This is a genomic window from Fulvimarina fulva, from assembly GCF_039652615.1.
In the GTDB taxonomy this organism is placed as follows: Bacteria; Pseudomonadota; Alphaproteobacteria; order Rhizobiales; family Rhizobiaceae; genus Fulvimarina.
On sequence record NZ_JBDJAC010000002.1, the window covers coordinates 421633 to 439971 of the forward strand.

The 18339-nt window shown below is 62.2% G+C and carries 17 protein-coding genes; 3 read left to right on the plus strand and 14 right to left on the minus strand.

The window, feature by feature from the left end:
• Positions 1 to 60 precede the first annotated feature (60 nt).
• Both irrA and ABDX79_RS05525 read right to left on the minus strand, forming a co-directional pair.
• Complete coding sequence (gene irrA, locus ABDX79_RS05520) at positions 61 to 492, minus strand: iron response transcriptional regulator IrrA (RefSeq protein ID WP_346219251.1); 432 nt, start codon at positions 490 to 492, stop codon at positions 61 to 63.
• Positions 493 to 638: 146 nt separating this feature from the next.
• Complete coding sequence (locus tag ABDX79_RS05525; protein WP_346219252.1) at positions 639 to 1121, minus strand: hypothetical protein; 483 nt, start codon at positions 1119 to 1121, stop codon at positions 639 to 641.
• A 96-nt stretch (positions 1122 to 1217) separates the two neighbouring features.
• Here ABDX79_RS05525 and fabA point away from each other — a divergent pair, with 96 nt between their 5' ends.
• The 3 genes from fabA to fabI all read left to right on the plus strand — a co-directional run bounded on the left by fabA (position 1218) and on the right by fabI (position 3957).
• Positions 1218 to 1745, plus strand: coding sequence for a 3-hydroxyacyl-[acyl-carrier-protein] dehydratase FabA (fabA, locus tag ABDX79_RS05530; protein WP_346219253.1), 528 nt, complete (start codon positions 1218 to 1220; stop codon positions 1743 to 1745).
• Positions 1746 to 1796: 51 nt separating this feature from the next.
• On the plus strand, positions 1797 to 3011 hold the full coding sequence (fabB, locus tag ABDX79_RS05535; protein WP_346219254.1) for a beta-ketoacyl-ACP synthase I: 1215 nt from the start codon (positions 1797 to 1799) through the stop codon (positions 3009 to 3011).
• Positions 3012 to 3114: 103 nt separating this feature from the next.
• Positions 3115 to 3957: an enoyl-ACP reductase FabI gene (gene fabI, locus ABDX79_RS05540; RefSeq protein ID WP_346219255.1), complete on the plus strand. Its 843-nt coding sequence runs from the start codon at positions 3115 to 3117 to the stop codon at positions 3955 to 3957.
• 16 nt (positions 3958 to 3973) lie between these two features.
• On the opposite strand, the gene lhpI is transcribed toward fabI, so the two are convergent.
• From lhpI to ABDX79_RS05600, 12 genes are all read right to left on the minus strand, one after another.
• Positions 3974 to 4912, minus strand: coding sequence for a bifunctional Delta(1)-pyrroline-2-carboxylate/Delta(1)-piperideine-2-carboxylate reductase (gene lhpI / locus ABDX79_RS05545; protein ID WP_346219256.1), 939 nt, complete (start codon positions 4910 to 4912; stop codon positions 3974 to 3976).
• A gap of 39 nt (positions 4913 to 4951) precedes the next feature.
• A complete protein-coding gene (locus ABDX79_RS05550) occupies positions 4952 to 5254 on the minus strand; it encodes an urease subunit gamma (RefSeq protein WP_346219257.1) in 303 nt (100 codons plus the stop codon).
• A 27-nt stretch (positions 5255 to 5281) separates the two neighbouring features.
• Positions 5282 to 6043, minus strand: coding sequence for an urease accessory protein UreD (locus ABDX79_RS05555; RefSeq protein WP_346219258.1), 762 nt, complete (start codon positions 6041 to 6043; stop codon positions 5282 to 5284).
• Between the two features lie 144 nt (positions 6044 to 6187).
• Positions 6188 to 7186: a hypothetical protein gene (locus ABDX79_RS05560; RefSeq protein WP_346219259.1), complete on the minus strand. Its 999-nt coding sequence runs from the start codon at positions 7184 to 7186 to the stop codon at positions 6188 to 6190.
• Positions 7187 to 7324: 138 nt separating this feature from the next.
• The gene (locus ABDX79_RS05565) at positions 7325 to 9190 is read right to left on the minus strand and encodes an AsmA family protein (protein ID WP_346219260.1); all 1866 of its coding nucleotides are present in this window, start codon (positions 9188 to 9190) and stop codon (positions 7325 to 7327) included.
• 338 nt (positions 9191 to 9528) lie between these two features.
• Entirely contained in the window at positions 9529 to 9861 is a 333-nt protein-coding gene (locus ABDX79_RS05570) for a DUF1491 family protein (protein WP_346219261.1), read from the minus strand.
• Between the two features lie 54 nt (positions 9862 to 9915).
• Positions 9916 to 10683: a peptidoglycan-binding domain-containing protein gene (locus ABDX79_RS05575; RefSeq protein WP_346219262.1), complete on the minus strand. Its 768-nt coding sequence runs from the start codon at positions 10681 to 10683 to the stop codon at positions 9916 to 9918.
• 4 nt (positions 10684 to 10687) lie between these two features.
• A complete protein-coding gene (locus ABDX79_RS05580; protein WP_346219263.1) occupies positions 10688 to 12148 on the minus strand; it encodes a sensor histidine kinase in 1461 nt (486 codons plus the stop codon).
• Between the two features lie 175 nt (positions 12149 to 12323).
• Complete coding sequence (locus ABDX79_RS05585) at positions 12324 to 13175, minus strand: MBL fold metallo-hydrolase (RefSeq protein WP_346219264.1); 852 nt, start codon at positions 13173 to 13175, stop codon at positions 12324 to 12326.
• Complete coding sequence (gene cobN / locus ABDX79_RS05590) at positions 13168 to 16923, minus strand: cobaltochelatase subunit CobN (protein ID WP_346219265.1); 3756 nt, start codon at positions 16921 to 16923, stop codon at positions 13168 to 13170. Before cobN ends, ABDX79_RS05585 begins: the two co-directional genes overlap by 8 nt.
• 13 nt (positions 16924 to 16936) lie before the next feature.
• Positions 16937 to 18064: a cobalamin biosynthesis protein CobW gene (gene cobW / locus ABDX79_RS05595; protein ID WP_463671114.1), complete on the minus strand. Its 1128-nt coding sequence runs from the start codon at positions 18062 to 18064 to the stop codon at positions 16937 to 16939.
• 6 nt (positions 18065 to 18070) lie between these two features.
• Positions 18071 to 18339 (minus strand): hypothetical protein (locus ABDX79_RS05600; RefSeq protein ID WP_346219267.1); only part of this gene is annotated, 269 nt, incomplete at its 5' end.

An 18339-nucleotide genomic window follows, 5' to 3' on the forward strand; every position in this document is an offset into this window, starting at 1 on the left:
GCCTGTTCCATATCAACCCGCCCGATGAACCATCGGGCTCATCAAATAACCTGATCGGGATCAGGCGCCCTGCTTGCGGCGCAGGCGAACGACCACGTCGACATTCACGATCTCCATGCCTTCCGGCGCGGCCGGCAACTGGCCGAGATCGAACGAGCCGGCTGGGATGTCGACCATTTCTCCATCGTCCTCCACGAAGAAGTGATGGTGATCGGACGTATTGGTATCGAAATAGGTCCGCTGACCCTCGGCCGAAAGCGGCCGGACAAGGCCGGCATCGGTGAACTGGTGAAGCGTGTTATAGACGGTCGCGAGCGACACGGACTCTCCGGCCTCATGGGCTTCGGCATGAAGCTCTTCCGCCGAAAGATGGCGGTCACCCTGTCCGAACATCAGGTTACAAAGAGCGACCCGCTGGCGCGTTGGGCGCAGGCCGACCGACCGCAACTTCGAAAAGACACAGAATGAATGGCTATGTGCCGAGGTTTGCATGGTTCTAAGTCTCTGCCTGCCCAATTTCGGTCTGCACGTAGCGGCCAACCCTCAAGGTTCGTCGAATATGCTCTAGCCGTACATAATACAGGGAAAACCATATCACAAACCCCTCCCTGCCCCATAAGAGCGCTTTGCCGCGTTTATCAGCCACATCGCTCCAGCAAGGCGCCAAGCGCGGCTCCCGAACCTTGGAGCGGCACATTGTAGCGACCGGCGGGCGTCGAGATCTCCACTGTCTTTCCCTTTCTCAAGTCGTCGATGAGCGGCCTCAGATTGGCGAGCGAATCCTGATGAACGAGAATCGAACGGCCCCGCACCCTGTAGGTTCGGGTCTTCAGGATCCGCGCGACACCATCGACCGAGACACCGACACGGTAGCTCGTTCCATTGGATAGCGGCGCATCATAGCCCGTGAAGTTCACGGTCACGCTCGGCCCGACGCAGCGCAGGAAGATGCCGTTCGGCCTGCCATCGGCATAAAATCCCGATGTCGTTCCGCTGTTTCGCCAGCTCTGGGCCATGGCCGAGGTGGCGAGACAGACGAGCGCGAGGGTACAAAAACCTGACAAGCGCGCCAGATATAGAGGCCTGGCCGGCCGACGGAATTCACTGAGAAATTGGATCATCGCCATTGTTTCCCACAATCGGCTTCCCATGGTAAGGCCGGGGCAAATCAATAACGCTCGCTCTAGGGCGACGGAATAGGCGGAAGCACAAAGTTCATGACGCGCAAGACATCCTACGACTACGACGATCTCATCGCCTGTGGCCGCGGCGAGCTTTTCGGTTCAGGCAATGCGCAACTGCCGCTTCCGCCCATGCTGATGTTCGATCGCATCACCCATGTGAGCGAAGATGGCGGTGAACATGGCAAGGGCTCGATCACAGCAGAGCTGGACGTCAATCCGGATCTCTGGTTCTTCCAGTGTCATTTTCAGGGCGATCCGGTAATGCCGGGATGTCTGGGCCTCGATGCCCTTTGGCAGTTGACCGGTTTCTTCCTCGGCTGGCTGGGCGAGCCCGGACGTGGCCGGGCACTCGGCGTCGGCGAGGTCAAGTTCACCGGACAGGTCACACCGAAAATCAAGCTGATCGAATACGGCGTCGAATTTCGCCGCGTGATGCGCTCCAAGCTCAAACTCGGCATCGCGAACGGTTGGATGAAGGCGGATGGCGAAGTCATCTACCGCTCGAGCGACATGCGGGTCGGTCTTTTCACAGATGAGCAGGCAGCGGCGGCTTCGGCCTGATCCGGCCGGATCACGAACAGGCAGCAGAGCTTCTAACAGGGGGTGCGGATCATGAGACGCGTCGTCGTAACCGGAATGGGAATCGTGTCGTCGATCGGCGACGATGTCACGGAAGTGACCCAATCCCTCCGCGAGGCGAAATCCGGAATCGTCTTTGCCGAGGAATATGCCGAACTGGGCTTCCGCAGCCATGTTCACGGCAAGCCGAAACTCAATCCGGCTGATGTTCTCGACCGGCGTGCCTTGCGCTTTCACGGCGGCGGAACGGCCTGGAACCATGTCGCCATGAACCAGGCGATCGAAAGCGCGGGCTTTACGGAAAGCGACATTTCCAACGAGCGGACCGGCATCATCATGGGCTCGGGTGGCCCCTCCACCGAGACGATCATGAACGCCGCCGACATCACCCGCGAAAAGGGCCCGAAGCGGATCGGCCCGACCGCGGTGCCCAAGGCGATGTCCTCGACGGCCTCAGCGACCCTTGCCACCTGGTTCAAGATCAAGGGCGTCAATTATTCGATCTCGTCGGCCTGCTCGACATCGAGCCACTGCATCGGCAACGCCTACGAGATGATCGCCTATGGCAAGCAGGACGCCATGTTTGCCGGCGGCTGCGAAGATCTTCACTGGTCCCTGTCGAACCTGTTCGACGCAATGGGGGCGCTCTCCTCGCGCTTCAACGACGATCCGGCCCATGCCTCCAAGCCGTATGACGCCAAGCGCGATGGCTTCGTGATCGCCGGCGGCGCTGGCGTTCTCGTTCTCGAAGACTATGAGCGGGCAAAGGCGCGCGGCGCCAATATCCTCGGTGAGATCGTCGGCTACGGCCTCACATCCGATGGCGCCGATATGGTCGCGCCCTCCGGCGAAGGCGCCGTCAGATGCATGAAGATGGCAATGCAGGGCCTTGATGGACCAATCGACTACATCAACCCACACGCGACCGCGACGCCCGTTGGCGACAAGTCGGAAGTCAACGCCATACGCGAAGTCTTCGGCGATGCGATCCCGCCGATTTCGGCGACCAAGGCGCTGACCGGGCACAGTCAGGGCGCAACCGGCGTTCATGAAGCGATTTACTCGCTGATCATGATGAAGGAGAACTTCATCGCCAAGAGCGCGCATATCGGCGAGCTCGATTCTGAGTTCGAAGGGTTCCCGATCGCTTTCGAGCGCAAGGACGACGTCAAACTCGACAGGATCATGTCGAATTCGTTCGGCTTTGGCGGCACGAACGCGTGCCTGGTATTTCAACGCGTCGAGTAAAGCTTACTGCCCGGTATCCACAAAGGGTTACCGGGAAACACGTTGATGCAGTTATTTCGATTGCTTCTCGCTCACCAAGCCGAAGCGATCACAAAGGAAAGCCATGGCAGATTTGATGAAGGGAATGCGCGGGCTCGTCATGGGTGTCGCCAATCACAACTCCATCGCATGGGGCGCGGCCAAGGCCTTGGCCAGCGAGGGTGCTGAAATCGCACTCACCTATCAGGGAGAGGCTTTCGGCCGCCGGGTGAAGCCGCTCGCGGATCAAATCGGGTCAAAGCTTATCCTGCCCTGCGACGTGGAAGATATAGCCACTGTCGACAAGGTCTTCGATGATTTGAAGACCGAGTGGGGCAAGCTCGATTTCATTATCCATGCCATCGCCTTTTCCGACAGAAGCGAATTGAAGGGGCTTTACGCCGACACCTCGCGCGAGAACTTCACGCGGACCATGGTTATCTCCTGCTTCTCCTTCACGGAGATCGCGAAGCGGGCGGCCGGCCTCATGAGTGACGGCGGCTCTATGATCACCATGACCTATGGCGGCTCGACCCGCGTGATGCCGAACTACAACGTCATGGGCGTTGCGAAGGCCGCACTGGAAGCCTCGGTCCGCTATCTCGCCGCCGATTACGGCCCACGCAATATTCGCGTCAACGCCATCTCGGCCGGGCCCGTGCGCACTCTTGCAGGTGCCGGCGTCTCCGATGCGCGGCTGATGTTCAACTATCAGCGTCGCAACTCTCCGCTCCGTCGCAACACGACGATCGATCAGGTCGGCGGCGCCGCGCTCTATCTCACGTCGAACCTGGCCGATGGGGTCACGGGCGAAATTCACTATGTCGATTCCGGCTACAACATCATGTCGATGCCGGATCTCGAAGAGCTGAAGAAGCAGGAACGGCGCGAAGAAATCGTCGAGGGCACATCCGGCGACGTAGATTGAGCGCGCGACGCGAGCGCTACGCGCCGAGGGTATCGTAGGCGAGGATCGCCGCGCTGAGATCCTCGATCGCGTTTCCGACGCCCTTGAAAAGGGTAATTTCTTCAGCCGAACCGCGCGGGTATGAATCCGTTCTGCACAGGTCGATCAGGGTGCCGAGGATATCGGCGTCCGAAATGACACCCGTTTCCAACGGTGTTTTGATCTCACCGCTTTCCACCTTCGCGTGATCGGTGTCGATGTAGATGGAGGCTCGCCTCAGCGCCTCGTCATCGGCCTCGCGCATGCCGGGCGTGAAGCTTCCGATGAGATCGACATGCTGGCCGGGCTTCAGCCATTCACCCTTGAGCACGGGCTCCGTGGCGAGCGTCGCGCAGGAGACGATATCGGCGCGGGAAACGGCCTTCTCCAGATCTTCCACGGCCCGTGCCGCAAAACCTGCTTCTTCCAGATTGGCGGCAAGCCGGGCCGCGCTCTTTCCGGTGCGGCTCCAGACCTCGACCTCTTCGATCGGAAACGCAGCCTTGTAGGCGTGGGGAATATTTGCCCCGACGCGCCCCGACCCGATGACCAGAAGCCGGCAGGCGTTCGGCCGTGCAAGGCGCTTGGCCGCCAGGGCCGAAGCTGCCGCCGTGCGCCGCGCCGTCAGCTCCCCGCCATCGAGAATGAGCTTGTGCTGTCCGGTTGTCCGGTCGAACAGGACATAGGTGGACGAAACGGCCGGAATGCCGAGCTCCCCATTGCCGGGATGCACGTTGACGAGCTTGATGCCGCCCCATCCACTGTTCTGCCAGGCAGGCATCAGGAGAAGCGTGTCGTCGCTGCGCCCGTCATTAGTCATCGCATGATGGTGGCGAAGCGGCGAAACCACGTCATGACGAAAGCCTTCGTCGATCGCTGCAATCAGCTCTTCGAACGGCAAGGCGTCGATCGTTTCCTGGCGGGACAAAACCTTCATATCGTCACCTCCTGATTGGCCGAGGAGTGGGAAAAAGCGCTACCGGATCGGTTCGTGCACCGTCACAAGCTTGGTCCCGTCGGGAAAGGTCGCCTCCACCTGAACGTCGTGAATCATTTCGGCGATGCCCTCCATCACCTGATCGCGCGTGATCACATGGGCGCCGGCTTCCATCAGATCGGCGACCGAGCGGCCATCCCTCGCACCTTCGACAACGAAATCGGTAATCAGTGCCACGGCTTCGGGATGGTTGAGCTTCACGCCGCGCTCAAGGCGCTTCCGTGCGACGATCGCGGCCATGGCGACGAGCAGCTTGTCCTTTTCCCGGGGGGTTAATTGCATGGCTCAAGCATCCTGTCTTCGAGAGTTTCATAAAGACCATACTAGCGGCAGCGGGGCCTCGCCTAGCGTTTCGAGCAGAGGAACAAGCCGTTTTCTTAAGCGAAAGCCGCTTTTTTCGACAAGCCGGACAACGAGCAGTCCGTCCATCAGGCTCGCGCCGCCCGCATCGCCCACGATACGCCGTGCAGCATCAAGCTGCGCCTCAGCGGTCTCGCCTTTCAGGAGAACGGTCGCAAAAGCGCGGGCACCGTCGAGCGCAGCGCGTTCGTCGATCAATTGCGAGCTCCGGCCGCAGAGGGAAAGATCGTCAGCGAAGACCAGCCGGCCGTCGACCCGGATACGCCAGCGATCGCGCAAGGCACCTGTCTCGATCCGCTCACCCATCATCTCCCGCCCAAGGATGACGGGCTCGATCAGCATAAACCGCGACGTCGCGTCCGCCTCGACCTCCAGCGTTCGGCTGAGCCTGCCGCCGTCGAAAAGGATCGTTTCCTGTGGGAGATAGGCGAGTGACGCGCCGGCGCCGATCCGAAGCGTGGTTTTGAGAACCGCATCGCCCCCGCAGGACCGGTAAACCCGTTCGCAGGCCTGGGTCGTCATCGTCGCGGCGGCATCAGCGCCAAGGGCAAGCTCGTAGGTGAGGCGGTCCCCACCCGTCAGGCCCCCCGACGTGTTGATGGCGATCGCCTCCGAACGTCCATCTCCATGGCGGGGAAAGCGGAGTTTGAGGCAACCCGCCTGATGAAGCGTGCGCAGCCTCGTGCGGTTGCCGGAAAGGCCGAGCTCCACGCGGACCGAGCCCTCGGCCCTTTGGAAGCGCGTGCCGGCGGTCTCTTCTAGAACGGCGATGGATCAACGCTCCCTGTCGGTATCGAACAACCGGTCAGCGGATAGCATACCGGCCTGCCCATTGGGGAGCGATTTGTCAGTCCCTCATCCGCTGGCCTTTGCCAGCGCCTGACGTCGGGCTTCAAGAATGGCGGTAAAGGTCGTTTCGATGGCAGCGATCAGCGGTTCGGCGTTTTCTTCGCCCGCATGGGCAAGATAATCGAGGATCTCGATTTCTGAGAGTGCCTCAACGAGCGAGCGCCGCGCCAGTGCATCCGCGATCCGGGCGTCCTGACCGGTCAGAACCTGTCTCAGACCCGCAAGCCGGCGAAGTACGGGGCGATAGGTTTCAGTCCCCGCAGGCTCAGTCGAGACAAGTGCGAGATCGCCGCTGTTCAGGAAGCCTCCCTCGACGGCGGCAGCGAGCAGGCCGTCGATCGCCGCAAGCCGGTTCGCATCTGTGTCAAGAGCGATCCGAAGCTCGGATTTGAGCGGCAGACCGGGGTCGATCTGCGGACCGTAAACCGGTTTATCCAAAGCTTCCCGCATCTTGCTCGAAACGGGCAACATGAGATCCAGGCCGTCGAAGCCACGACGCAGCGCGAAACTCGGATGAGTTTCCAGCGGCGATGCGATCACCGCGATCGGGCGGAAGTCAGGGGCATAGCGCGGCGCGGGCACCGGCCTCATTGCAATACGGGCCGGTTCGATGGCTTTGCGCGCCCGATCGGCCTGCGCTTCTCTCACCTCTTCCAGCGAGCGGCCTCCCCCTGTCGAAACCTGATCGACATAGGTGCGCAGCGTAGCGATATAATTTTCGACACCGCCGCACAGATAGGGCGAAGGCCCCTGCTCCATGAAATCGGTAAGATCGGTGATGACGCGGTCGACGATCCAACGGCTGTTTGCGCTGGACACCCAGGTCGGTCGGCCCTTGCTCTTTGCGAGCTTGTTCGCGATGCGCAGGGCCTGAACTTCGTCCCCCCCGCGCCGCTGACCGGAGACGGCGAAGACAAGCCGTCCTGGCAGTCTCTCGTCCCCACCGCGCACCACGTCGCGCAAGGATCCGATGGTGGAAAAAGCCCTTGCGGGCTCCCCGCTCAAAGCGGCGTGGAATTCTTCTGCGCAACGCGCCGCCGATATGTCTTTGGCATGGGACGTGCCTGCGACGAACGGACAACAAAGGGCGAGCACCAAAAGCGAAGGAAATCGAGACATACCGAAGTGAAACGCCCTGAGTCGTTACGGCGCCGAATCTCCGCTTTCGTTTCGGGGACGCTTTGGCGTTCCGGTGATGACGCGCGGGTCGGGCCAAGTTCCCTCGACCGTAAACGGAATTGGTTTCGGCTCGGTGAACTCCTCGGCATTCACTCCGACCGAGGCTGTCTGGGGGAGCGTTTCCGACGTTCCCTCGAACCGCATTTTCCCGCTGCTCAGGAGCGCATCGCCTTGGGCTTCGAGATGGTAGTTTGCGTTGTTCATCGACCAGGACTCGATCGACAGCTTCGGGCCGAATGTCCGCATTTGGGCCCTCAGTGTTTCAAACGGGACGGAACCTCCGGTAAACCCGCTATAGATCGAATTGACGCCGGGTTCGGAGAACACCGACGGATCGAAGCCGCCGAGAACGCCTTTGCCCACATTGAGGGAAACCTCCGTCTGCGCGCGCGTCATGATCGTCCGCCAGTCCTTGGCCGGCGTCGTCAGGCTCGCGTGGAATTCACCCGAACCGGTCAGGTTTAGCAACGAACCCCCGAGGCTCGACGAGAGGCTCGCCAGATCGACACCGGTCGCGTTCAACTCGCCCTTGATCCTGGTCTCGGAGTTGTCGGAAAGAGCGAGCCTGCCAAAAGCCCGGCCGCCATAGAGCCGGGAATCCCCGAGTTCGAGCGAAACGTCGCCATCAGCGACAGCGAACACGGCAGCGATATCGGAGAAATCGAATTCGCCGAAGCGGGCCCGCTGCGCCGAGACGCGCAGGGCGATATCCGCCGATTGGGCGAATTTTGCTTCGATCGGACGGGTCAGACCGAACGGTCCCGACGGCATCGGGACGATCGCTTCGGCGACCGGCGTCAGATCGAGGCTCTCGAAGGCTAGCGTGCCGTCGAGACGGTCTGCGTCGAGGTCGTATTCGACGGCACCGACACCGAGACTATCGAGCATACGCAAGTTCGCGTTTCTGAAAGCGAGCATTCGGCCGCCGAGGCTCAAATCGCCGGTGAGGCTCATGGGGCCAAGCGAGGGAATCCGGAAGTCGGCGTTGGATAGCCAGGCAGCAGTCGTGGCAAAGGATTCGCCGCGACCTTCGAACCGTCCTGCGAGGCGGGTCGACGGGCCAAAATCCATTACACCGTCGAAATCGACACTTAGAGGCGGGGAGGAAAAGGCCAGGGAAACATCGCTCTGTCCGCCATCGCGAAGGCTGGATGTCGAATCGACACGCATGTCGATATCGGAGGGCTGACCGTTCCAGACGAAGCCACCGACCATCCGAAAAGCGCTTCGGCTTGAGGCCCGCGTGATCGTCAGATTGGCATTGCTGATGCCGGTCGGCCCGACTTCGCCCTCGCCGGATCGCCAGACCCCGTTGCGAATTTCAAGAATTTGTAGCTGATCAAGGCGGTCGATCGCCTTGCGCGAAAGATCTTCGAGGCCCGCAATCATCTGTGCAGCGCTCTGGCGCGGCGCTCGGGCGGTGTCGGTGACCGGTTTCAGCCCGAAGGTCGCGCCTTCGGCGTCGGCCTTGGCGGCCGCGGATCGTTCGCTCTCGGGATAATGTTCCGGGCGCACCAGAACGACACGCGCAATCTTTGGATGGCCGAACAGCGCATCGACAGGATCGAAATCGGCGACAATCCGATCGATGGTGAAATCGCCCCCGTCGCCGATGGCGATCCGGTCCGCCACCAGACGGGTTCTCGGCAGGACGGAATAGCTCACGCGGCCGGATATCTCGACGGGCGCACCCGTCATGGCTTCCAGTCGCGTCACCAGTTCGCGGCGAGCATCATCGGATGTCAGGACCAGATGCGGCAGGACCATGACGGCTGCGACAAGCAGCACCAGTGCGGACAGGCCCCAGATCAGAGTTCGCTTCAAACGCATCCGGCGCGTGGTCTCCTTGATCGACTGTCTTTTCAATGCGGCCGAAGAGCAGTGGCTGATCAACTGCGCGCCTTGTCGGCAAGCACGTCATTCTGCCGCAACGTCACTACAACGAACCTGAATACGGGTCGATCGCATTCAGCGAAATGTCATGACCGTGTGCGTCGTTTGCGACAGCCTCGTGGCATGATCATGACCGAACCACCCGGGACGGTGGCGATAAGGCATTGAAAGCCATGAGCGGACAAGGTCTGAAGGCCCGTAGCGGCCAGTGCGATCGCGCTCCGCCTGCAATTCGGCTGGTGTCGCGGCGGCTTGTTCCGCTCGACAATGCTCTATCAGCCCTCGACGATCTCCAGATACCGCTCCGGCTCGCTCGTCTCGATCTCCACCAGCCAGAAATCGGGATCGAAGCGGGCCTCGCGCTCGAAGCGGGCCTTGAACGCGGCCTCGTCTGTCAGCGCCTCGCGAACGAAGGCGCGGGTGCCCGAGTCCTCGACAAGGCTCTGGAAGGCCGGCGCAAAGAGCGTGACCTGCCCCAGCCGGTCGCGCGTCACGATATAGATCGCGCCCGCCGCCTCAGCGCCCTTGCGCTCGACTGCGGCGAACCCGCCATCATTGAAGACGCGGCGAATGAGGTGGGAGACGAAGAGGTCGCTGGTGATCCGCATGGCCTCCCTCTACCGACTGATGCAAAGGGACGCCAGCCACGGTTCGTCAGTCGATCAGCCGGAAAAGGCGCCGACGCGGACGAGCTGTTTCAACAGATCGAGATCGGGCTCTCCAGTCACGTCCAGCCCTTCGACCTGCTCGAATTCGCGGATAGCCGCCTTCGTGCGCGCGCCGGGAATGCCGTCCGCCTCGAGCGTTGCGAGATTGATCGCGGTGAGACCGGTCTGGATCTTGCGCACCAGATCCTGTTCGCTCAAGGATTCGGCTCGCTCGAACTCAATGATCGAGGACACCGGATCGACATCCTGGATCACACGGCTGCTGCGGCCGTCGGGTGTCTCGGCAATCTCGTATTCCTCGGCATCGGTCCAATCGACAGGCTTGGACGATGGGCGTGGCGCCGCATGAGCGCCGACCGCCTTGACCTGTCGAAGGAGATCCGGAGACGGACGCCCGTCGACAGAAAGCCCGTTCTCGCGCTGGAAGCGTTCGATCGCCGCCTGCGTGCCGGGTCCGAACCGTCCGTCGACAGACCTCTGGTAATGGCCGGTCCGCGACAGTGCCTGCTGCAGTTCGGCAAGCAGAGGGTCCGATTCACTCGTCCTCTGATCGAGACTGGGCTCGGGCATGCCTCTGGTCGCGATCAACGGCGCGGGATGATGTTCCGACTGCGCAAAGAGCGCGTTGCCGGACACCCAGACGAAGAAAAGGCCGAACGCCGCCGTTCCCAGCGAAACGCCGGGATGGGTGCGCAGCTGATGCGCTCCCTTGATCAGACCTGTCTTCGCTCCGCCGAGTACACGGCCCGTGACCCGGGCCATGCCGCTAGGCCGAGCGGCGCTGCGGGGCATGGGAGTTACCGGAGTTCTTCGAATGACGGGCATGGTTCAACGCTACGATGTTTCTGTCTTCGATGGTTGCGGCCTGGCGAGGCACGAGCGGCATGTCGAGCATGACCTGCGTCCCCTCGCCTTCCGCACTTGTGATGGTCATGACCCCGCCGTGGAGTTCGCACATGCCACGGACATAGGCGAGACCGAGCCCGGTCCCCTCGTAACGGCGCGACATGCCGCAGGAGGCCTGGACAAAGGGCTTGCCGAGCTTGCCGATCTGATCGGCGGGAATACCGATGCCGGTGTCCGAAACGCTGAGCTTCAGGTCCCGTCCGGCTCTCTCCCATGAGAGCGTCACATGGCCGGCATCGGTGAACTTCACCGCGTTGGCCAGAAGGTTGACGAGCATGTGGTTGAGGGCGCGGCGGTCGCCGTGAATGGTGGTGCCGCCAGGCGGGCTCTCGATCTCGATCGCGATCCCCTTCTCATCGGCCTGGCAGCGCACCATGGCGCTTGCCTCCTCGACCACCTCATCGAGCAGGAAATGCTCGCAATGCAGCTGATAGGCCCCCGCCTCGATCTTCGAGACGTCGAGGATATCGTTCACGACCGCGAGGAGATGACGCCCCGAGCTCTGGATCAGACCGACATATTCGCGCTGCTTCTCTGACCCGAGCGCGCCGAACAGCTCGTTTTCGAGGATGCCCGAAAAGCCGATGATGGCGTTGAGCGGTGTGCGCAACTCATGGCTCACGGTCGCGAGCATCGCCTCGGACAGGCGGCCCGGTTCCGGCTCCGCCGGCTGGCCAGCCTTGTTGGGAACCTGTCCGATGACGGCGAGAAGATTGGCATCGCCGTCGAGCGGGAGGATGTGGAACAGCCGGCTTTCCCGGTTGCGCATGCGAACCGTTACGGGCTTGGCCGAGCGCTCCCGCAACGCGGCCATCGCGGTCGCGCGGCTTGGCGCATCGAGAAGATCGAAGACGACGGGCGGATCGGCGCGCGAAGCGAGGTCATCCATCAGGCCCTGCCCTGCCCGGTTGCAGTTCACGATGCAGCCGGCAGACGAGACGACGAAGGCCGAGGCCTCGAAGAGATCGGCAAGCGGCAGGGCGGCCATGCCCGTTGCGCTGGCAGATGGCGTCTCCATGCCAGCAAGACCATCACTCGGCGCATTTGAAGAGCCGAACAGGGAGGATGCGGCGACCGCGATACCCGCCAGGAAAAGCGGTGCCGCGACAATCGCCCCGCTCATATCGGCGGCGGCCATGACAGGCGTTGCGACGGAAGCCAGCAGCGCACCCGTCAAAAGGGCACCATTCCAGTGCCGCCGCTTGACGTGTGCAAACGGCTGGCGGGCCGGCGTGACGCCGTGCGGCTGAGTCGCACGTCCGGTCCACAAGCTGGAACCGGAGCCCGATCCCGTCGCTGCCTCGCTCGCAAAAAACACCATACACAACACTCTTCATGCCATTCGCGAGACGGGCGGGCCCGATGGGCGGGTTCCGTCTCACTTCGAGGAGAAGTTCGAATGGGAGAATGCCGGAGAGTTTTTAAGGAAGGCATAAACCGTACCGACCCTTATCGGTGGACGGTTCAAAAAAACGCGATGCCGCAAGCAGGTAGCGCTATCCGATCCTAAACGGTCCATCACTGGCGAGAGGGTCCGGGCCCGCGAGGACACCGCGCTCGAACAGTTCGACCAGATGGGCGCGGACCGAGTAGCCCGCCGCAACCGCCAGCCCGCCTTCGACGCCCGGATAGTGGCGTTCAACGAGCTGAGCGATGGTAGCGGGAGCGTCGGTGAGGCTTGCGAGAATCATTTCCTCGCGTTGTCTTCGATGGGTGAGAAAATTGCGAACGAGCCGGCCCGGCCGTTCGATCGGGTCGCCATGACCCGGCAGATAGACGGTCTCCGCCCGTTCCATCAGCTTTTTCAGCGAATCGCGATACTGGCGCATGGAGCCATCGGGCGGAATGACGACCGTCGTCGACCAACCCATCACGTGATCGCCGCTCAAGAGAAGGCCAAGGGCCGGAAGGGCAAAGGCAATATGGTCCGACGTATGACCGGGCGTTGCGACGACATCGATCCGCTGGCCGGCGAGATCGAGCGTTTCGCCGTCAACAAGAGCTCGGTCAGGATGCAGCGCGGCGAAATCCACCGAATCCTGATAGGCGATCTCAGGCGATGGCGCCGCCAGCAGCGGCGCGTCGAAGTGCCTTCTGGCGCCATCAACCAGACCGCTGTGATCGCTATGGCGATGGGTAAGAAGCAGGGCTTCGACCCGGCGCGACCCGACAGCCTTTGAAAGAGCGTCCAATTGGGCGCTGTCTTCTGGACCCGGATCGACCAGGACGCAGGCTTCAGTGTTCCCGACCACATAGCTGTTGGTGCCCTTGAAGGTCATCGGGCCGGGATTGTCCGCCGTCACCCGAAGGATGCCCTCCGGCAAGTCTTGCGCACGGTCGTCAGGCATGGGCTGTCTCGCTGTCCTCGCCGCCCACGCTCGTCCGCTTGCGAGCGATTTCGGCAAGCTCGACGCGCGCCGAGTTGCTTTTGGGCGTCCAGAGGCCTCGCTCGATCGCCTCTCCAAGCCGGTCCGCCATCTCTTCGAAGGCGTTTCGGTTGTTCTCCTCCATGAAGACCCTCACGTGCGGATCGAGCACGAAGGCGCGATAGACGGCCTCGAAATGATGATCCTTCACAGCGCCCGTGGTCGCCGCGAAGGCGAACATATAGTCGACCGTCGCCGTGATTTCGAAAGCGCCCTTGTAGCCGTGTCGCATGACGCCGGCGATCCACTTCGGATTGACGACGCGGGCGCGGACGACCCGCCCGATCTCCTCGTCGAGCGCCCGGATGACAGGCCGCTCGGGCCGCGAATGATCGTTGTGATAGATCGCGGGCCGAGAACCGGACAGGTGCTCGGCGGCGGCGGTCATGCCGCCCTCGAACTGATAATAATCGTCGGAATCGAGAAGATCATGCTCGCGGTTGTCCTGATTCTGGACGACAGCGTCGATCCCGGCGAGCCGCTTTTCGAAGCCCTGACGCTCAGGCGTCCCCTCGGCACCGCGACCATAGGCATATCCGCCCCATTGAAGATAGCTTTCGGCGAGATCGGCGGCGGAGTCCCAACCCTTTTCGTCGATCAGTGCCTGAAGCCCTGCACCATAGGCGCCCGGTTTGGAGCCATAGACCCGGAAGCCAGCGCGCTTCGCGGCCTCCTCCTCGCTCGCCCCCGAAGCGATCAGGTCTTTCGTCTCCGCCGAGATCCGCGCCGCGATGGGATTGTCCTCCCCATCCTCGTCGAGCGCGGCCACAGCCCGCACCGCGCGATCGAAAAGCATGATCTGGTCCGGAAAGGCATCACGAAAAAAGCCGGAAATGCGGAGCGTCACGTCGACGCGCGGGCGGCCGAGCTCGGCCAGCGTCAGAACGCGGAAGCCGGTGACCCGGCGCGAGGCGCGGTCCCATTCCGGCGTAACGCCGATCAGCGCCAAGCCTTGCGCGATGTCGTCGCCGCCCGTTCGCATGTTCGAGGTCCCCCAGGCTGTCAGACCGATGCTTTGAGGAGCCTCGCCATGATCCTGCATATGCCGCGTAACAAGCAGTTCGGCTGATTTTCGTCCGAGCTCGAAGGCGGTTTCCGTGGGCACGGCCCGCGTATCGACCGAGAAGAAATTCCGCCCCGTCGGCAAAACGTCCGGTCGCCCCCGGGTCGGAGCGCCGGACGGTCCCGGCGAGACGAAGCGGCCTGCAAGCCCCGTCAACAGCCCGTCGATTTCCGCTTTTCCACAAGCCTCGACCGACGGCATCAGCCGGTTGTGGATATCGGAAAGGATGTCCGCCGTTCGCGGCATTCCATCCGGGCAAATTTCGCCCGCAACTAGCTGTGCCGCAAGCATTTCGATCCGCTCCAGCGTGTCTCCGTTGGTTCGCCACGGATCGGTGGACATCGCCTGAAGACGTTGTGGACGCACACCCTTCCACGGTGCAGCCATGTCGCAATCGAGGGGGTCGAAATCCGGATCACCCAGAAGATCCGCCGCAATCGCCCGGTGGAGCGATCCCTCCGCCGGCTCATGGCCGCGCGGAAGCCGGGCGAGCGCAACGGTCAGGTCCGTCAGAAGCCGGCATTCCGGCGCCTTGCCGAAGATATGGAGCCCGTCGCGGATCTGCATTTCCTTCAGATCGCAAAGATAGGCATCGAGCTTTTCGAGCGCCGTTTCCTCTCCCTCGTCCGCACCGATCCCGGCATCCTGATCGAGGCCGGTATCTCGCACGAGATCGAGAATGCGCGGCTTCAACAGTGCCAACCGACGCGGATCGGTTCCCGAAGCTTCGTAATACTCGTCGACCAGAGCTTCGAGGTCCTTCAGATCGCCATAGGTCTCGGCGCGGGTCAGAGGCGGCGTCAGGTGATCGACGATCACGGCGCTCGTTCGCCGCTTGGCCTGCGTCCCCTCACCCGGATCGTTGACGATGAACGGGTAGAGATGCGGTATCGGACCGAAGACCGCTTCGGGAAAACAGGTTTCCGACACGGCCAGCGCCTTGCCAGGCAGCCATTCCAGATTGCCGTGCTTGCCCATATGCACGACGGCATCCGCATCGGCCTTCCTGCGCAAATAGGCGTAGAAGGCGATGTAGTTGTGCGGCGGCACGAGATCCGGCGAGTGATAGGTCTCCTTAGGATCGATATTGTACCCGCGCGCCGGCTGGATGCCGAGAAGCGTATTGCCGAGCCGGCTGATCGGCAGGGCGAACACATCCACCCCCTCGTGCCGGATGACGAACGGATCGGACTTAGCTTCGCCCCAGCGGTCCCTCACCTTGTCGCGGACGGCTTGGGGAAGCGTTTCAAAAAAGGCGTTGTAATCGGCGAGCGAGAGCGTCTCGCGAATCTCGCGCGCCCTCGTCCCTGCATTGGTCGGCCCCGCCATCAGATGGTCGATCAGCGCATTGCCGCCTGAAGGAATCTCGCCGATGGCATAGCCCGCCGCGTCCATCGCCCGCAGCACCTCGATCGTTCCGGCGGGCGTATCGAGACCGACGCCGTTGCCGAGCCGCCCGTCGCGGTTCGGATAATTGGCGAGGACGAGCGCGATCCGCTTATCCGCATTGGTCTTCCCCCGCAGCCGGGCCCAGCGCGCGGCAAGAGCCGCCACGAACTCCACACGGTTCGCAAGAGGTTTGTGGGCGACGATATCGGTTTGGGTCAGCTCGTCCCATTCGCCGGCGGTCTTGAACGCGATCGCGCGGGACAATACCCGGCCATCGACCTCCGGCAGAGCCACGCTCATGGCAAGATCGCGCGCAGAAAGTCCCTGGCTGGACACTTCCCAGGCCTCGGCATCGCCGCTGGCAAGCACGGCCTGCATGACGAAGGCGCCGCTTTCTTCAAGAACGGTCGGCACCCGCTCCGCGCCCGGCGACGAGACTGCAAACCCGGTGAGGTTCACGACCACGTCGGGCGGATGTTTTGCGAAAAGGCCGCGCACCGTCTCGATCGACACCGGGTCCTTGAGGCTTGAGACGAAGATCGCCTGCGTCTCGAGCCCGGCTTCCGCCATGGCAGTCGCCAATGCTTCCACCGCCTGGGTCTGGCCACTCTGGACGAGGGCCCGATAGAAGACGATCGCGGCGCGGGGGCTATCTGATCGGTTCCCGGTCTGCCCCACATCCAGCGTTCCCGCCTTCAGCAGCGGCCGCGCGTCTTCCGGCAGTTCCGATCCGTCCAGAAGAGCGTTACAGGCCCGCAGGAAATTGTCGGCATTCTGGGCACCACCTTCGAGGAGATAGCGCCAGAGCTGGGCGCGCGAAGACGCCTCCAGCATATCGTATCCGTCGAGACCGACATCCGGCTTGTCGTCGCCCGGCAAAACGCAGAGCTTTGCGCCAGACTTCTTCGCAGCCGCGTGGAGTGCATCAAGCCCGTATGGCCAATAGGCGCGACCACCGAGCAGACGCAGGACAATGAGCTTCGCGTGCCGGGCCGTGCGCTCGATATAGGCATCCACCGACATCGGATGTTTGAGCCGCAGAAAATTTACGAGACGCAGGGACGGGGCTTCGCCGCCTAGCCGACGGGCCGCACCCGACAGACTCGCGATTTCCGTATCCGCCGCTGTCAGGATGACGACATCGGCCGGCGATTGACCGAGATCGACCGCCTCGCCCCCGTCGTCGATCGTTCCCCTCTGGGCAAGAAGAAGATGCATTCCTTAAGGCCGCTTATTCCGCAGCCTGACGCGCTTCTCCAGAGACGATCGCGTTCAGTTCGCTGGTGATGTCTTCACGGGCGGCCGCATCGAGGTCGTGGTGCAGACCGATGACGACGAGCTTCGTCTCCCGGCTTTCCTCCGGTTTCCAAGGCCGGTCGAAATAGGTTTCGAGCCTCTTGCCGACAGCCTGGACGACGAGCCGCATCTTCTTGCCCGGCACGTCGGCAAAGCCCTTCAGCCGCAAAATGTCATGCCGCGCGATGAGCTCAGGGAGCTTCGTCTCGAACGCTTCCCGATCGGCGAGCGGACCAGCCCCCACCACGAAACTCTCGAATTCGTCGTGATCGTGGTCGTGCGGCTCGCCGCTTTCATGCTCCATCTCGTGATGCGATTTGCGATCGGCGATCAGACTTTCCGTCCCTGCCTCGATGCCGAGAAGGACATCGGTCGGGAGCTTTCCGTTCTCACTTGCGACGGTTCGAACCGTCCGCTCCGTCTTGGCGGCGATCGCCGAGCGAACCTTTTCTAGCGCCTCGCGATCGATCAGGTCCGCCTTATTGAGAACGACGAGATCGGCCGCGCGAAGCTGATCCTCAAAGAGCTCTTCCAGCGGGTTGTCATGATCGAGACTCTCGTCCGACGCCCGTTGGGCCGCGACCTTCTCCTCGTCGGCGGCAAACCGACCATCGGCGACAGCTGCCGCATCGACGACCGTCACGACGCCGTCGACAGTCACATTGGTCTTCACCTCCGGCCAGTTGAACGCGGCAACCAGCGGCTGTGGCAACGCAAGGCCGCTCGTCTCGATCACGATGTGATCGGGCTTGTCCTCGCGCGCGAGAAGCTTCGCCATCGTCGGAATGAAATCGTCGGCGACCGTACAGCAGATGCAGCCATTGGTGAGCTCGACCACGTCGTCCTCGGTGCAGGTTTCGATCCCGCAGCCGGTGAGGATGTTGCCATCGACGCCCAGATCACCGAACTCGTTGATGATGAGAGCGATCTTGCGACCGCCAGCATTGGCAAGCATGTTGCGGATCAGCGTCGTCTTGCCCGCGCCCAGGAAGCCGGTGATGACGGTGGCGGGAATTTTCGACATATCGAATCTGCCTCTCGAAGATGGGGTCGGCTTCGACATCGAAGGTCAAAGCGTCGTTGCGCCTATGTCGCGCAAATGCCGTTCAAGGTCGAGGGGGAGAAGGCTCCATAGCGAGAGGGAAACCTTCCCGCTCATGTGATTGGCGCCGTTAAGAGACTGCCGCGCTCTGGGCCGTCTTCCCCGTCTGCGGCTTCCCGCCACTTCTTTTTGTGGTTTTGAGACGCGTAAAAGCCCCGGTTTATGGCCGGGGCTTTTGTTTGTTTGTTGTGAAGAAGAAGATTTTTTGATCTTGGTATTTGCGGACCTGGCGGCGA

Bases quoted from the DNA above. Each gene is read 5' to 3' on its own strand.
- ABDX79_RS05525 (WP_346219252.1), bottom strand. From the start codon at position 1,121: ATGATCCAATTTCTCAGTGAATTCCGTCGGCCGGCCAGGCCTCTATAT.
- cobN (WP_346219265.1), bottom strand. From the start codon at position 16,923: ATGCATCTTCTTCTTGCCCAGAGGGGAACGATCGACGACGGGGGCGAG.
- lhpI (WP_346219256.1), bottom strand. From the start codon at position 4,912: ATGAAGGTTTTGTCCCGCCAGGAAACGATCGACGCCTTGCCGTTCGAA.
- irrA (WP_346219251.1), bottom strand. From the start codon at position 492: ATGCAAACCTCGGCACATAGCCATTCATTCTGTGTCTTTTCGAAGTTG.
- cobW (WP_463671114.1), bottom strand. From the start codon at position 18,064: ATGTCGAAGCCGACCCCATCTTCGAGAGGCAGATTCGATATGTCGAAA.
- fabA (WP_346219253.1), top strand. From the start codon at position 1,218: ATGACGCGCAAGACATCCTACGACTACGACGATCTCATCGCCTGTGGC.
- ABDX79_RS05585 (WP_346219264.1), bottom strand. From the start codon at position 13,175: ATGCCTGACGACCGTGCGCAAGACTTGCCGGAGGGCATCCTTCGGGTG.
- ABDX79_RS05580 (WP_346219263.1), bottom strand. From the start codon at position 12,148: ATGGTGTTTTTTGCGAGCGAGGCAGCGACGGGATCGGGCTCCGGTTCC.
- fabB (WP_346219254.1), top strand. From the start codon at position 1,797: ATGAGACGCGTCGTCGTAACCGGAATGGGAATCGTGTCGTCGATCGGC.
- fabI (WP_346219255.1), top strand. From the start codon at position 3,115: ATGGCAGATTTGATGAAGGGAATGCGCGGGCTCGTCATGGGTGTCGCC.
- ABDX79_RS05575 (WP_346219262.1), bottom strand. From the start codon at position 10,683: ATGGCCCGGGTCACGGGCCGTGTACTCGGCGGAGCGAAGACAGGTCTG.
- ABDX79_RS05565 (WP_346219260.1), bottom strand. From the start codon at position 9,190: ATGCGTTTGAAGCGAACTCTGATCTGGGGCCTGTCCGCACTGGTGCTG.
- ABDX79_RS05550 (WP_346219257.1), bottom strand. From the start codon at position 5,254: ATGCAATTAACCCCCCGGGAAAAGGACAAGCTGCTCGTCGCCATGGCC.
- ABDX79_RS05570 (WP_346219261.1), bottom strand. From the start codon at position 9,861: ATGCGGATCACCAGCGACCTCTTCGTCTCCCACCTCATTCGCCGCGTC.